The sequence below is a fragment of the Curtobacterium sp. DN_7.5 genome (assembly GCF_022655355.1).
Classification (GTDB): domain Bacteria; phylum Actinomycetota; class Actinomycetes; order Actinomycetales; family Microbacteriaceae; genus Curtobacterium; species Curtobacterium luteum.
Genome location: NZ_CP093378.1, coordinates 1,432,834 through 1,446,796, shown reverse-complemented (window position 1 = coordinate 1,446,796; position 13,963 = coordinate 1,432,834). Strand labels below are relative to the sequence as shown.

The following is a 13,963-nucleotide window of genomic DNA, read 5'->3' as shown; positions in this document are numbered from 1 at the left end:
AGCGCCGCGCTCCAGCGCCGTTCGCCGGCACCGCGCGCCAGCGCACGACGTCACACCGGGATGTGCGTCCGCTCCTGCTCCCCCACGACGAGCCGCCGGTGCCACGCGAGCGCCCCCTGGTCGGTCAGGCTCGCCACCTGGTCGACGACCGCCCGCAGCCGCCCAGCATCGTCGGACGCCGCACGCCAGTCCGCCGCGAACCCCGGCTCGAGGTCGCCGCTGCCGGTGGCCGCGAGCGCGTCGAGCAGCTCGGTCAGCACCCGTCGCTGCTCCTCGTACACCGGCTGCCGGTCGCCGTGGGTCATCACGAACGCCGCCACGATCCCCTTGAGCACGGCGATCTCGCCGATGATCTCCGGGGGCGTCACCACCGACGCTGCGAACCGGACGAGGGAGCCGGACGCGTAGGACTCGCGCGTCGCGGCGGTCGCCGTCCGCGCGAACCGGCCGATGAGCTGCGAGGTCAGGTTCTTCAGGCGCGCGAGGTCACGCCGGGAGCCGTCGTAGGAGGTCATCCAGAGCGGCAGCGCGCGGAGCCGGTCGAACGCCTCGAGCAGTTCCTCGCGGCTGAGGTCGTCGCCCACCCAGGCGTGCATGGCCGTCACGATGTCGTTCTCGCCGACCCGGTCCCCGAGCGCCGCGACGTCGATGAAGCCCGCGACGACGGCGTCCTCGAAGTCGTGCACCGAGTACGCGATGTCGTCGGAGAGGTCCATGACCTGGGCCTCGATGCAGCGCTGACGACGGGGAGCGCCGGCCCGGAGCCACTCGAACGCTGCATGGTCGTCGTCGTAGAACCCGAACTTCGTCCGGCCCGACGACGTTTCCGACACGCCCTGGGAGGCGGGCCACGGGTACTTGCAGCTCGCGTCCAACGACGCCCGGGTCAGGTTCAACCCGTACGCGCGGTCGGCGTCCGGCCCCGACCCGTACACCTTCGGCTCGAGCCGGGTCAGGAGTCGCAGCGTCTGTGCGTTCCCCTCGAACCCGCCGATGCCCGCGGCCCAGGCGTTGACCGCCGTCTCGCCGTTGTGTCCGAAGGGCGGGTGACCGATGTCGTGCGCGAGGCAGGCGGTGTCGACCACGTCGGGGTCGAGCCCGAGCGAGTCCGCGAGTTCCCGGCCGACCTGCGCGACCTCGAGCGAGTGGGTCAGCCGGTTGCGGGCGAAGTCGAGCCCCGTCGTGGGGCTGAGCACCTGGGTCTTGGCGGCCAGACGCCGGAGCGCGCTGGAGTGCAGGAGCCGGGCGCGGTCACGGGCGAAGTCGGAGCGACGGTTCGAGTGCTGCTCGGGGAGCCAGCGCTCGGCGTCGGCCGGACCGTACGAGGCGGTGGCGCTCATCCGCCGCTGTGGTGGAGCTCGGCGGCCGCGAGGACCTTCCGGAACTCGGCGTCGACGTCGCGCGACTCGAGCCACCGGTCCGGCAGTGCGGTGCGCTTCGGGTGCCCGGCTCGTCCGCGGGGGCCCTCGACGTCGGCGCCCGGGTACGGCGCCGTCCAGTCGAGCCTGCCGAGCAGGTCGTCGATCTCCTGCAGGCTCGAGGCCATCGCGAGGCCGGACCGGACGTCACCGCCGATCGGGTACCCCTTGAAGTACCACGCCACGTGCTTGCGGACGTCGCGGCAGCCGTGGTCTTCCGAGCCGAAGAAATCGACGAGGAGTTCGGCGTGCCGACGGAACGCGACCGCGACCTCGCCGAGCGTCGGCATCGCACGGACGTCCTCACCGCGGAACGCCGCCGCGAGGTCGCCGAACAGCCACGGGCGACCGAGGCAGCCACGTCCGACGACGACGCCGTCGCAGCCGGTCTCGTCGACCATGCGCAGGGCGTCGGCGGCGGACCAGATGTCGCCGTTGCCGAGCACCGGGATGTCGGTGATCGTCTCCTTGAGGGTGGCGATCGCGGACCAGTCGGCGTGCCCGGAGTAGTGCTCGTTCGCCGTGCGGGCGTGCAGCGAGATCGCGGCGACGCCGGCGTCCCGCGCGATGCGGGCGGCGTCGAGGTAGGTGAGGTGGTCGGCGTCGATGCCCTTGCGCATCTTCACCGTGACGGGGACGTCCCCGGCCGCCGTGACGGTCTTCTCGACGAGGTCCTTGAAGAGGTCGAGCTTCCACGGCAGCGCGGCCCCGCCGCCCTTGCGGGTGACCTTCGGGACCGGGCAGCCGAAGTTCAGGTCGATGTGGTCGGCCCGGTCTTCACCCACGAGGATCGTCGCGGCCTCGGCCACGGTGTTCGGCTCGACGCCGTACAGCTGGATCGAGCGCGGCGTCTCGGACTCGTGGTGCTGGATGAGCTGCATCGACACCGGGGTCCGCTCGACCAGCGCCCGGGACGTGATCATCTCGCACACGTACAGGCCGGCGCCGTACTCGCGGCAGAGCCGGCGGTACGCCATGTTCGTGATGCCCGCCATCGGCGCGAGCACGACCGGCGCCTCGACCTCGATCGGGCCGATGCGCAAACCCTTCGGAGGCGCTTGTGTGATCGTCATACGGCTCCCATCCTCCCACGTCGTCGCGCGCCGGTAGCGTTCTCCACATGACCGACACCGGGATCGCCCGCTTCGACGCCGACGCCACCGCCCGAGACCTGCGGGTGGAGGTGGTCGAACGGCCGGCCGCGGACTCGCTCGCGGATGCCGCCGCGCTCCTGGGCATCCAGCCCGGTGACATCGTCAAGACCCTGGTCGTGAAGCGCCACGACGGCGGGTTCGTGCTCGCGCTCGTCCCGGGCGGCCGGAGCATCGCGTGGAAGAAGCTCCGCGCGGTCGTCGGCGTCAACAAGCTCTCGTTGCCGGACGCGGCCACGGCGCTCGAGGCGTCCGGCTACGAGCGCGGCACGATCACCCCCATCGGCGCGACCGGTGACCTGCCCGTGTACGCCGACGAGCGGATCCTCGGCCGCCGCATCGCACTGGGCGCCGGGCGCCACGGCGCGAGCGCGTTCGTCGAGGCGGACGACCTCGTCGCGGCCTACGGTGCGACGGTCGCCGACATCACCGACGAGGAGCCGACCCGCGACTGATCGTCAGCAGCTGACGATCGATCGCCGCCGGTCGGTCACGGTCGGTCGGTCGCCGTCGATCAGTCCGGGACTTCCGTCCAGACGCCCTCGGCGCCGGGCACGGTCGCGCCGGGGACGAAGCAGGTGTCGCCTTCGCAGACGGGCGCACCTCCCGGGGTGACGAGGCTGAGCAGCGCCGGGCGCGGCTCCCCCGTCAGCGCGTCGGGCACCGACACCGGCGGTGCGGCCTGGAGGCGCGGCTCGACCGCACCCGTCGGCTGCAGCGCCGTCATCGGGTCGCCTCGGCATCCGCGTGCGCGTCGTCCGCTGCACGCTGAGCCGCCTCGGCGAGCTCCTCGGGCGTGGTCGCACGGAGCTGCACGACCTGCTGCAACACCTGTGCGAACGTCGCCGGGTCCTGTGCCCCGGAGACGCCGTACTTGCCGTCGATGACGAAGAACGGCACACCGTTGATGCCGAACGCCTGCGCCTGGGCCTGGTCGGCGCGGACGGCGGCGAGCTGGGCGTCGTCCCGGAGGGTGGCGAGCACCTCGTCGCGATCCAGTCCGACCGACGCCCCGAGGTCGGCCAGCGACTCGTCCTGCCCGACGTGCTCCCCGCGCTCGAAGTACGCGGCGAACAGGCGCTCGACCATCTCGAGCTGCTTGCCGTGCTGCTTGGCGAGGTGGATGACCTGGTGCGCCTTCACGGTGTTCGTGTGGCGGAGGGCGTCGTAGTCGTAGCGCAGCCCGACGGTGGCGGCGATGCCGGCGACCTGGTCGATCATCTGCTGGGCCTGTTCGACCGGGAGCCCCTTGTGCCCGGAGAGGAACTCGGCCTCGGTGCCCTCGAAGTCGACGGGCGTGTCCGGGCTCAGCTCGAAGGAGTGGTACTCGACCTCGACCGGGCGGGCGTCGGGGCCGGCGCCGAACACGGCCACTCCCGCCTCGAACTTGCGCTTGCCGATGTAGCACCAGGGGCATGCGATGTCCGACCAGACATCGACCTTCACGGAGTCGTTCACGCAGACGACAACGCGCGGCATGCGTGCTCATTCCCGCCGCACAACCAAAATCACCTCGCGCCGCGGGATCGCGTGGTTCGAGGTGACTTTGGTTGTGCGAAGCGCATCCGCGCCACGCCGGCCTGCGCCGCGCCGCGCCGCGCCGCGTCGCGCCTAGGCGCCGAGGAGCCGCTGCGCGAGGTACCCCTGCAGCTGGTCGAGCGAGACGCGCTCCTGGCCCATGGTGTCGCGCTCGCGGACCGTGACGGCCTTGTCGTCGAGCGTGTCGAAGTCGACGGTGATGCAGAACGGCGTGCCGATCTCGTCGTGGCGACGGTAGCGACGGCCGATCGCGCCGGCGTCGTCGAAGTCGACGTTCCAGTGCTTCCGGAGGTCGTCGGCGAGCCCCCGTGCGACCGGCGAGAGCTGCTCGTTGCGCGACAGCGGCAGGACCGCGGCCTTGACCGGAGCGAGGCGCGGGTCGAGGCGGAGGACGGTGCGCTTGTCGACGCCGCCCTTCGCGTTCGGGGCCTCGTCCTCGTGGTAGGCGTCGATGAGGAACGCCATGAGGGCACGGGTGAGGCCGAACGAGGGCTCGATGACGTACGGGACGTACTTCTCGTTCGCCGCCTGGTCGAAGTACCGGAGGTCCTTGCCGGACGCCTCGATGTGGTTCTTGAGGTCGAAGTCGGTGCGGTTCGCGACGCCCATGAGCTCGCCCCACTCGGAGCCCTGGAACCCGAACCGGTACTCGATGTCGGCGGTCGCGTCGGAGTAGTGCGCCCGCTCGCCGTCCGGCACGTCGAAGCGCCGGAGGTTCTCGGGGTCGATGCCGAGGTCGGTGTAGAACGCGACCGAGTCGGCGATCCACTGCTCGTAGTGGGTCTCGGCGTCGGCCGGCGGCACGAAGTACTCGATCTCCATCTGCTCGAACTCGCGCGTGCGGAAGATGAAGTTGCCGGGCGTGATCTCGTTGCGGAACGCCTTGCCGACCTGTCCGATGCCGAACGGGGGCTTCTGCCGGCTCGTCGTGACGACCTGCGCGAAGTCGACGAAGATGCCCTGCGCGGTCTCGGGTCGGAGGAAGTTCAGACCCTCCTCGGACTCGACCGGGCCGAGGTACGTCTTGAGCATGCCGGAGAACTCGCGCGGCTCGGTCCACTCACCGCGGGTGCCGCAGTTCGGGCAGGCGATCTCGGCCATGCCGCCCTCGGGCTTCCGGCCCTTCTTCGACTCGAACGCCTCGAGCAGGTGGTCCTCACGGAAGCGGTGGTGGCAGTGCAGGCACTCGACGAGCGGGTCCGTGAAGGTCGCGACGTGGCCCGAGGCCTCCCACACCTTGCGGGGCAGGATGACGGCGGAGTCGAGGCCGACCATGTCGCCGCGGCCGCGGACGAACCGCTGCCACCACTGGCGCTTGATGTTCTCCTTGAGCTCGACGCCGAGGGGCCCGTAGTCCCACGCGGAGCGGGATCCGCCGTAGATCTCCCCCGACTGGAAGACGAAGCCACGGCCCTTGGCCAGGGCGATGACGCTGTCGAGACGGGAGGACTGTGCCAAGAGGGACTCCAGGGATCGCCGGACTGGGTGCCCGGTGCGGGAAGGTACCGGGCAAGCGTACCGGCCTCGCGGCCGTCGGCGGACGGGAGGCGCGGCACCTGTGGACGGGTCGTCTCACCCCACAGGTCTGAAGCCGGACAGTCCCCCGAGGACGTCGACCACGCGCGTCACGTCCGCGTCGTCGTTCCAGAGGTGGAACGCCAGGCGGAGCCGCCCGGCCCGGCCGCTCGCCGTGAGGCCGGCGTCGGTGAGTGCGCGGAGCGCCGAGCCGTCGGCGTCCGGGAAGGTCGTGATCGCCTGACCGTTCCGGGGCGACCCGAGCGCGTCCGCGAGCCGGTCCGTGAGGCCGGTGGCGTGCCTCCAGGCCGATGCCGCATCGACGGCGGCGAGGTGCCGCAGGGCGGCGACCGCCCCGGGCCAGGCCTGCCACGCCGGTGAGACGTCGAACCGGCGCGCGTCGGCGGCGAGGCGCATGTCCGGGCCGTAGCAGGACGACCACAGGTCCTCGCCCGCGTACCAGCCGGCCTGCACGGGTCGGAGCCGGGCGAGCGCCTCGTCCGAGAAGGTCGCGAACGCGACGCCACGCGGTGCGCACAGCCACTTGTAGGCGTGCGTGACGGTCACGTCGACGGGCGCGGCGGACACCGGGAGCACCCCGGCCGCCTGCGTGAGGTCGCACAGGGTGAGGGCCCCGGCAGCGCGCGCCGCCGCGACGACCGGCTCCGGTTCGGTCACCGCGCCGCTCGATGACTGGACCGCGGACCACGCGACCATCGCGGTGCCCGGGCGCACTTCCTCGGCCAGCCGGTCGAGCGGGACACTCCGGACGTGCACCCCGCGATGCGCCTGCGCGAGGAACGGGAAGACCACGGAGCTGAAGTCGCCGTCGGGGACCACGACCTCGGCACCGTCGGGCAGGGCGGCCGCCGCGACCGCGACCATCGCGGAGGTCTGGGAGCCGGTGGCCACGCGTGCCGGGTCGACGCCGACGATTCGGGCGAAGAGCGAACGGCCCTCCTCCACGAGCGCGCCGTACGCGAGCGGCGAGGACGCGCCGTGCTCCCACTCGGCCAGGTCGGCGCGCATCGCAGCGAGGGTCCCGTGGGTCGGGAGTCCGGCCGTGCACGCCGCCAGGTAGCCCGAGCCGTCGACGAAGGAGTCCATGCCTCCACCGTGGCCGTGGTGGAGGCATCACACCAGAGCAGGCTTCTTCGATCCCCCATAACATGACGTTGTGGACGAGATCGACCCCCAGCTGCTCCGCGTCCTGCGTGCCGTCCGCGACGCGGGCTCCATCAGCCGCGCCGCCGTCGCCCTCGGGTACAGCCAGCCCGCGGTCAGCCAACTGCTCGCCCGTGCGGAACGACGACTCGGACACGACCTGGTCCTCCGCGGCGCGCGCGGCGTCACGCTGACCGAGCCGGGGCGCGTCCTCGCCGAGCACGCCCCCGCCGTCGAGGCCGCGCTGGCCGCTGCCCGCGAGGACCTCGACGCCGTCGGCGGACTCGCACGCGGACGGGTGCGGATCGCCGGCTTCCCGAGCGCGTCCTCCACCCTGGTACCGGCCGTCCTCGCGACCATGGCGCACGAGGCGCCCGGCGTCGTCACCTCGTACGTCGAGGCCGAGCCGCCCGAGGCCGTCGAGCTCCTCCGCCGCGGCGAGGTCGACGTGGCGCTCACGTTCTCGCACGCGCTGCAGGACGCCGACCCCGGCGTCGACCCGACCCTGCTCGTCCGCGTCCTCGGGCAGGACCCGCTCGCCCTCGTCACCCCCGCCACGACGGACACCGTCACCGCCGTCGGTCCCGCCGACCTCGCCGAGCACCGGGAGGCGCGCTGGATCGGCGGCTGTCCGCGCTGCCGCGGGCACCTCCTCGCCTCGTGTGCGGCCTCGGGGTTCACGCCGGACATCGTGCTCGAGACGGACAACGCGGCGGCGGTCGTCGGGCTCGTCGCAGCCGGGCTCGGCGTGGCGCTGCTCCCGCGGCTCGCGCTCCGAACGACGGTCGTGCCGGCCGGGGTGACGGTCACGCCGGCGGGCGAGGAGCTCGCGCGGCGCGTCGAGGTCGTGGTCGCGCGGGGCGCGGACCGGGTGCCGAGCGTGCGGGCGGCGCTCGGCGCGGTGCGGTCGGCAGCGCACCTGCTCGGCTGAGCACGTGATCGGCTGAGCGCATGATCGGCTGAGCGGGCCGCGCCGGGTTGGTCGCACGACGTGCCGCCCGGGTGCCGTCCTGGTCGCACGACGTGCCGTCGGCGGCGGCCTCGGCCGCCACGTTCCGCGACCGACGCGGGTCGCACCCGCGCGTGGTGACGCCGTGTCCGACGGGAGGCACGGTGCCGGCCCGCTACGGGCCTCCTGTCAGGCGGTCGGTGCGTCCACGGCGCCGCCGTACCGACGGTCGCGGCGCGCGTACTCCTCGATCGCTCCCCAGAGGTCGGTGCGTCGGAAGTCCGGCCAGAGCCGGTCGAGGAAGACCATCTCGGCGTACGCCGACTGCCAGAGCATGAAGTTCGACGTGCGCTGCTCCCCCGAGCTCCGGAGGAACAGGTCGACGTCGGGCAGCTCGGGCACGTAGAGCCGCTTCGCCAGGGCCTTCTCCGTCACCTGGCTCGGCTTCATGCGCCCGGCGGCGACGTCCTCCGCCATGCCCCGCACGGCGTCGACGATCTCGTTCCGGCCGCCGTAGTTGACGCACATCGTCAGCGTGCACACGTCGTTGTCGGCGGTCATCCGCTCGGCCGCCTGCAGCTCGTCGACGACGCTGCGCCACAGCCGAGGGCGGCGACCGGCCCAGCGGATCTTCACGCCCCAGGCGTGCAGTTGGTCGCGGCGGCGGTGGATGACCTCGCGGTTGAAGCCCATGAGGAACCGGACCTCGTCGGGCGAGCGCTTCCAGTTCTCCGTCGAGAAGGCGTACGCCGACACGTGCCGGACACCGATCTGGATCGCGCCGGCGACGACGTCGAGGAGCGAGGCCTCGCCGGCCTTGTGCCCCTCGACCCGGGTGAGGCCGCGCTGGTTCGCCCACCGGCCGTTGCCGTCCATGACGATCGCGACGTGCTCCGGGACGAACTGCGCCGGGATCGCGGGCGGCTGCTCGCCGGTCCAGTCGAGGGGACGCAGGGGCTCGGACTCGGCGTACCGGCGTGGGCTCATGCAGGGGTTCCTTCGGCGTCGGCGGCGGTCGGGGTCGGTACCGCGGGGGTCGGGGTCGCGGCCACGGCGGCCGGCACACCGCCCGGGGTCGGGGCGACCGGGGCCGGGTGCTCGGTGCGGTCGACGTGGGGCAGCGACCGGAGCGATCGTTCCAGGTGCCACTGGGCGTACGCGGCGACCACGCCGGACGCACGGGAACGGGTGCGCTCGTCGGCGGCGTCGACCGTGCTCCAGTCCCCCGCGAGCAGGGAGCCGAGCAGGCCGAGCGTCACCGGGTCGAGCCGGGGCGTCCCCGGCGGGGCGGCGTGGTCTGCGACGACCCCGCCGAGCTGCACGACGAAGGCCGAGTGCGGCCCCGGCTCCCCCGTGACCGCGCAGTCGCCGAACGAGGGCGCCCACCCGGCGATGCTCATGGCCCGGAGCAGGTACGAGTCGAGCGTCGCCGTCGCGGCGTGCTCCCCGCGGGCGAGGGACCGGAGCGCACCGACGAGCAGGAGGTACTGCTGGAGCCCGGCGTCCGCCTCGCTCAGCCGGTCGGCGGTCTCGACCATCGCGCTCGCGGCCGTGTACGCGCCGTAGTCGGCGACGATCTGCGCGCCGTATGAGCCGAGGGACTCCGCCTGGGTGACGATGTCGAGCGAGCGACCCTCGTAGAACTGGGCGTCCACGACCATGAACGGTTCGAGTCGGCTGCCGAACTTCGAGGCCGTGCGCCGGACACCCTTCGCCACGGCGCGGATCTTGCCGTGCTGCCGGCTGAGCATCGTGACGATGCGGTCGGCTTCCCCGAGCTTGTGGGTGCGCAACACGACGCACTCGTCCCGGTACAGCGGCATTGCTCCAGTATCCCCCGGTCCACCGACGCCGGCGCGCTACGGGCGTGCCTGGCAGAACCGGGCGTCCCCGGCGAGACCGGGCACCGACGCGACCCCTCGCAGCAGGCGCGGTGCGGGACGGACCCGCACCGCGCCTCCAGGCAGTGACCGTGACTAGGCCGAGACCAGCTCCGGCGACGCCGTGCCGGACGCGGCACCCGCGCGCACCGCGCGGTTGACGGCGCTGACGATCGCCTTGAGCGACGCCGTCGCGATGTCGGCGTCGATGCCGACGCCCCACAGCCGGGTCCCGTCCACGTCGAGCTCGACGTACGACGCGGCCTGGGCGTCCCCGGAGGCGCTCATCGTGTGCTCCGAGTAGTCGTAGAGCGTGACCGTGATGCCCTGCCCCGCGAGGATCTGCAGGAAGGCGTCGATCGGACCCGTGCCCACCGCGTCCGCGGTGACGGCGCCGTCGTCGACGCGCATCGCCACCGACAGCGAGGTCGTTCCGTCGAAGTCGCTCGAGGTCGCGGTCTTCGTGATCTCGTAGCGGCCCCACTTGTCCTCGTCGACGGGAGCGGGCAGGTACTCGTCGCGGAAGAGGTCCCAGATCCGCTCGGAGGAGAACTCGCCGCCCTCGGCGTCCGTGTGCTGCTGCACGACGCCGGAGAACTCGATCTGCAGCTTGCGGGGCAGGTCGAGCGCGTGGTCGGTCTTGAGCAAGTAGGCGACCCCGCCCTTGCCGGACTGCGAGTTCACGCGGATGACGGCCTCGTACGAGCGGCCGATGTCCTTCGGGTCGACGGGCAGGTACGGCACGGCCCATGCGATCTCGTCGACCGATGTCCCCGCGGCCTCGGCCTTCGCCCGCATGGCGTCGAAGCCCTTGTTGATCGCGTCCTGGTGGGAGCCGCTGAACGCGGTGTAGACGAGGTCGCCCGCCCAGGGCTGACGCTCGGGCACCGGCAGCTGGTTGCAGTACTCGACGGTCCGCTTCACCTGGTCGATGTCGCTGAAGTCGATCTCGGGGTCGATGCCCTGCGTGAACAGGTTCATGCCGAGGGCGACCAGGTCGACGTTGCCCGTGCGCTCACCGTTGCCGAACAGGCAGCCCTCGATCCGGTCCGCGCCGGCCATGTAGCCGAGCTCGGCGGCCGCGACGGCGGTGCCGCGGTCGTTGTGCGGGTGCAGCGAGAGGATGACGTCCTCGCGGTGCGCCAGGTGTCGCGACATCCACTCGATCGAGTCGGCGTAGACGTTCGGGGTCGCCATCTCGACCGTCGCCGGCAGGTTGATGATGACCTTGCGCTCGGGCGTCGGCTGGAAGACCTCGAGGACGGCGTTGCAGATCTCGACCGCGACCTCGAGCTCGGTGCCCGTGTAGGACTCGGGCGAGTACTCGTAGAACACCTGCGTCTCGTGCTGCAGGTTCGCCTCGGCCGCCTTGCAGAGCTCGGCACCGTGCACCGCGATGTCCACGACACCCTGCACGTCGGTGCGGAACACGACCTCGCGCTGGACGATCGACGTCGAGTTGTACAGGTGCACGATGGCCTGCTTCGCACCGTCGATCGCCTCGTACGTCCGGTTGATGAGGTGCTCCCGCGCCTGCGTCAGGACCTGGATCGTGACGTCGTCCGGGATCGCACCCTCGTCGATGAGGGAGCGGACGAAGTCGAAGTCGGTCTGCGAGGCGCTCGGGAACCCGACCTCGATCTCCTTGTAGCCCATGCGGACCAACAGGTCGAACATGGCCCGCTTGCGCTCGGAGTCCATCGGGTCGATGAGGGCCTGGTTGCCGTCGCGGAGGTCGACCGCGCACCACCGGGGAGCGCGATCGATGCGCTTGGTCGGCCAGGTGCGGTCCGGCAGCTCGACGCGGATCTGCTCGTGGAAGGGGACGTACTTGTGGATCGGCATCCCGGAGGGGCGCTGCGTGTTCTGCATCGATTCGTCGCTTTCGTCGTCAGGTGTGTGTCAGGCCACGACGGACTCCGCGACGAGGTGGGCCGTTGTGTCAGGCCTCGTCGCGGCAGCGAAGGAGGAGGAGTGCCGGGTACATCGGCTCCACCGTAGCACTGGTGTACCAACCGTGTGCAAGCGGCCGGGAGGCACGGGGCGGGTCCGCCACGCGCCTCCCGACCGGTGGTCGCCTCTGCCAGGCGACGTGCGCGGTCGGTCGACCGCGAGCGCCTCCGCAGGGGTCGTGCGCGATCAATCGACCGCGAGCGCCTCCGTCGGCGGCACGCGCATCGCTCGGCGGACCGGAGCGATCGTCGCGACCACCGCGAGCACGAGCGCGCCGAGCACCACGACCCCGATCGTCGCCGGCGGCAGGACGGGCGTGACGACGGTGCCCAGTGTGCCGAGGAGCGTCTGCCCGCCGACCCACCCGTAGAACACCCCGAGGACGAGCCCCGTCAGCACGGCCGCGACGACCATCTGGACGGCCTCGGTGACGATCATCCGGCGGACCTGCGCCCCGGTGAGCCCGAGGACGCGGAGGAGCCCGAGTTCACGTCGACGCTGCAGGACCCCGAGCGCCAGCGCGTTCACCACACCGACCGCGGCGATCACCGCGGAGAACCCGACGATGACGCTCACGACGACGTTGAGCTGCACGAAGAAGTCGCGCTGCGCCTCGACCGCCGCCGGCGTCGAGCCCGGCTGCCCCGAGACGACGGTCTCGAGCACGTGCTGCATGATCCCGAGCGCGACCGCGAACGTGACGAGCAGGGTCACGCCGATCACGAGGCCGATCGTCGCTCGCGAGGACCGCCCCGGCGCACGCATGGCGTTGCGTCCGGCGAGCAGGACCACAGGGTCCTTCGCGCCGATCCGTCCGATCAGCTGCAGGACCGGGGGCATCACGATCGTGGCCCCGAGGGCGACGCCCGCGAAGGACACGAAGCCGCCGAGTGCGGCCGGCAGCACGGCGGCCGGCGACAGCGCACTGCCGCCGAGGCCGATGACGATCAGGCCGCCGCCGACCACCATGAGCACGACGGCCCAGACGATGCGGGCGCGACCCGAACGGACGTCGTCGTGGCTCGGCTCGACGCTCGAGGACAGCGCCTCGAGCGGGGTGACCGTGAGCACTCGGCGGGAACCCACGGCGAACGCACCCCAGGTCGCGAGGACGACGGCGACGACCGGCAGCACGAGCTCCCACGGCACGAGTGTGTACGCCGTGTCCGGCAGGAACCCGGTGCCCCGGAGGACCACCACGAACACCGCACTCGCGCCCGTGCCGACCACGGCGCCGAGGAGACCGCCGACGACGCCCACGAGGAGTCCGGCGCGCGTGATCCGCGCCCGCAGCGCAGCGCCGGTCGCACCGACGAGCCGCTGCAACGCGATCACGCGGGTCTGCCCGGCGATGATGGTCGCGCACGTGTTCGCCGTGACGATCGACCCGACGTAGAGCGCGATGCCGAGGAACAGCCAGCCGACGACGGACAGGATCGCCTGCACGCTGGCGATGCCGTCGAGGCCGGTGGTGGCGAGCGCCTCGGACACGATCCCCGGTGCGATGACGAGGGCGGACCCGAAGGTGGTGCCGAGCGCCGCGACGAGGATCGTCGGCCGGAACGCACGGAGCGAGGTCAGGGTGTTCACGCGGCGGCCTCCATCCCGAGCATCGTGGCGGAGATCTCCGCCGCGTCCATCCCGGGGCGGTCCCCCACGATCCGGCCGTCCGCGAGGAACAGGATGCGGTCGGCGTTCGCCGCGGCGACGGGGTCGTGCGTGACCATGACGACGCTCTGGCCCCAGTCGTCGACGGCACCGCGGAGGATCGCGAGCACGTCACGACCCGTCCGCGAGTCGAGTGCGCCGGTGGGCTCGTCGGCGACGACCACGGCCGGCCGCGAGGCGAGCGCCCGGGCGATCGCGACGCGCTGCTGCTGACCGCCCGACAGCTGGTGCGGGCGGTGGGTCAGGCGGTCGCCGAGGCCGAGCATCGCGACGAGCCGGTCGATCCAGGCGTCCTCCTCGCGCGAGGTCCGGTGTCCGCCGAGCAGGAACGGCAGCCGGATGTTCTCGCTGACGTCGAGCGTCGGCACGAGGTTGAACGACTGGAAGACGAAGCCGAGCCGGCGGCGACGGAGCTCGGTGAGGTCGCGGTCACCGAGGCCGGTGACGTCGACCCCGTCGATCTGGATGCGTCCGGCCGAGACGGCGTCGAGGCCGGCCGCGACGTGCATGAGCGTCGACTTGCCGGATCCGGACGGTCCCATCACCGCGGTGAACTCACCCGCGCCGATGTCGACGCTGACGTCGTCGAGGGCCGTCACGCGGCGAGCGGCGTCCCCGTGGTGCTTGGACACGTGGTCGAGGCGGATGATCGGGAGGTGGCTGCTGGTCATGGCTCAACGATGACGCCCGGGAGGCACGTGGCGCGTCGGTCGGTCGGCTCCTGTG

13 protein-coding genes are annotated in these 13,963 nt (G+C 72.2%); 2 read left to right on the top strand and 11 right to left on the bottom strand.

What is annotated here, in order from left to right; all coding sequences use genetic code 11:
- Positions 1-50 precede the first annotated feature (50 nt).
- Entirely contained in the window at positions 51-1,340 is a 1,290-nt protein-coding gene (locus tag MON03_RS06705; RefSeq protein ID WP_242091206.1) for a deoxyguanosinetriphosphate triphosphohydrolase, read from the bottom strand.
- A complete protein-coding gene (dusB, locus tag MON03_RS06700) occupies positions 1,337-2,491 on the bottom strand; it encodes a tRNA dihydrouridine synthase DusB (protein ID WP_242091204.1) in 1,155 nt (384 codons plus the stop codon). The genes MON03_RS06705 and dusB overlap by 4 nt, the downstream gene beginning before the upstream one ends.
- 47 nt (positions 2,492-2,538) lie before the next feature.
- On the opposite strand from dusB, the gene MON03_RS06695 reads away from it, so the two are divergent.
- Entirely contained in the window at positions 2,539-3,024 is a 486-nt protein-coding gene (locus MON03_RS06695; protein WP_242091202.1) for an aminoacyl-tRNA deacylase, read from the top strand.
- A 59-nt stretch (positions 3,025-3,083) separates the two neighbouring features.
- Here the strand turns inward: MON03_RS06695 and MON03_RS06690 are convergent, their stop codons facing one another.
- The 4 genes from MON03_RS06690 to MON03_RS06675 form a co-directional block, all read right to left on the bottom strand.
- Complete coding sequence (locus MON03_RS06690; protein WP_022902919.1) at positions 3,084-3,296, bottom strand: hypothetical protein; 213 nt, start codon at positions 3,294-3,296, stop codon at positions 3,084-3,086.
- Positions 3,293-4,027 (bottom strand): DsbA family oxidoreductase, encoded by a 735-nt coding sequence (locus MON03_RS06685; protein ID WP_242091431.1) that lies wholly within the window; start codon positions 4,025-4,027, stop codon positions 3,293-3,295. Before MON03_RS06685 ends, MON03_RS06690 begins: the two co-directional genes overlap by 4 nt.
- Positions 4,028-4,180: 153 nt before the next feature.
- Positions 4,181-5,566: a glycine--tRNA ligase gene (locus MON03_RS06680; RefSeq protein WP_175328624.1), complete on the bottom strand. Its 1,386-nt coding sequence runs from the start codon at positions 5,564-5,566 to the stop codon at positions 4,181-4,183.
- 114 nt (positions 5,567-5,680) lie between these two features.
- Entirely contained in the window at positions 5,681-6,730 is a 1,050-nt protein-coding gene (locus MON03_RS06675; RefSeq protein WP_242091200.1) for an aminotransferase class V-fold PLP-dependent enzyme, read from the bottom strand.
- A gap of 70 nt (positions 6,731-6,800) precedes the next feature.
- Between MON03_RS06675 and MON03_RS06670 the strand changes: the two genes are divergently transcribed.
- Entirely contained in the window at positions 6,801-7,718 is a 918-nt protein-coding gene (locus MON03_RS06670; RefSeq protein WP_175328626.1) for a LysR family transcriptional regulator, read from the top strand.
- Positions 7,719-7,925: 207 nt separating this feature from the next.
- On the opposite strand, the gene MON03_RS06665 is transcribed toward MON03_RS06670, so the two are convergent.
- The 5 genes from MON03_RS06665 to MON03_RS06645 form a co-directional block, all read right to left on the bottom strand.
- Entirely contained in the window at positions 7,926-8,723 is a 798-nt protein-coding gene (locus tag MON03_RS06665) for an isoprenyl transferase (protein WP_242091198.1), read from the bottom strand.
- Positions 8,720-9,559, bottom strand: coding sequence for a DNA repair protein RecO (gene recO / locus MON03_RS06660; protein ID WP_175328628.1), 840 nt, complete (start codon positions 9,557-9,559; stop codon positions 8,720-8,722). The genes MON03_RS06665 and recO overlap by 4 nt, the downstream gene beginning before the upstream one ends.
- Before the next feature lie 153 nt (positions 9,560-9,712).
- Positions 9,713-11,488 (bottom strand): 2-isopropylmalate synthase, encoded by a 1,776-nt coding sequence (gene leuA / locus MON03_RS06655; RefSeq protein WP_242091196.1) that lies wholly within the window; start codon positions 11,486-11,488, stop codon positions 9,713-9,715.
- A gap of 267 nt (positions 11,489-11,755) precedes the next feature.
- Positions 11,756-13,159 carry an ABC transporter permease gene (locus tag MON03_RS06650; protein ID WP_242091194.1) on the bottom strand — a complete coding sequence of 468 codons (1,404 nt, stop codon included), beginning with the start codon at positions 13,157-13,159 and terminating at the stop codon, positions 11,756-11,758.
- Positions 13,156-13,908 (bottom strand): ABC transporter ATP-binding protein, encoded by a 753-nt coding sequence (locus MON03_RS06645; protein ID WP_022904309.1) that lies wholly within the window; start codon positions 13,906-13,908, stop codon positions 13,156-13,158. The genes MON03_RS06650 and MON03_RS06645 overlap by 4 nt, the downstream gene beginning before the upstream one ends.
- Between the last annotated feature and the right edge of the window lie 55 nt (positions 13,909-13,963).

Excerpts from the sequence above, each read along its gene's own strand:
- dusB (WP_242091204.1), bottom strand. The coding sequence starts at position 2,491 with ATGACGATCACACAAGCGCCTCCGAAGGGTTTGCGCATCGGCCCGATC.
- leuA (WP_242091196.1), bottom strand. The coding sequence starts at position 11,488 with ATGCAGAACACGCAGCGCCCCTCCGGGATGCCGATCCACAAGTACGTC.
- MON03_RS06645 (WP_022904309.1), bottom strand. The coding sequence starts at position 13,908 with ATGACCAGCAGCCACCTCCCGATCATCCGCCTCGACCACGTGTCCAAG.
- MON03_RS06695 (WP_242091202.1), top strand. The coding sequence starts at position 2,539 with ATGACCGACACCGGGATCGCCCGCTTCGACGCCGACGCCACCGCCCGA.
- recO (WP_175328628.1), bottom strand. The coding sequence starts at position 9,559 with ATGCCGCTGTACCGGGACGAGTGCGTCGTGTTGCGCACCCACAAGCTC.
- MON03_RS06675 (WP_242091200.1), bottom strand. The coding sequence starts at position 6,730 with ATGGACTCCTTCGTCGACGGCTCGGGCTACCTGGCGGCGTGCACGGCC.
- MON03_RS06690 (WP_022902919.1), bottom strand. The coding sequence starts at position 3,296 with ATGACGGCGCTGCAGCCGACGGGTGCGGTCGAGCCGCGCCTCCAGGCC.
- MON03_RS06665 (WP_242091198.1), bottom strand. The coding sequence starts at position 8,723 with ATGAGCCCACGCCGGTACGCCGAGTCCGAGCCCCTGCGTCCCCTCGAC.
- MON03_RS06705 (WP_242091206.1), bottom strand. The coding sequence starts at position 1,340 with ATGAGCGCCACCGCCTCGTACGGTCCGGCCGACGCCGAGCGCTGGCTC.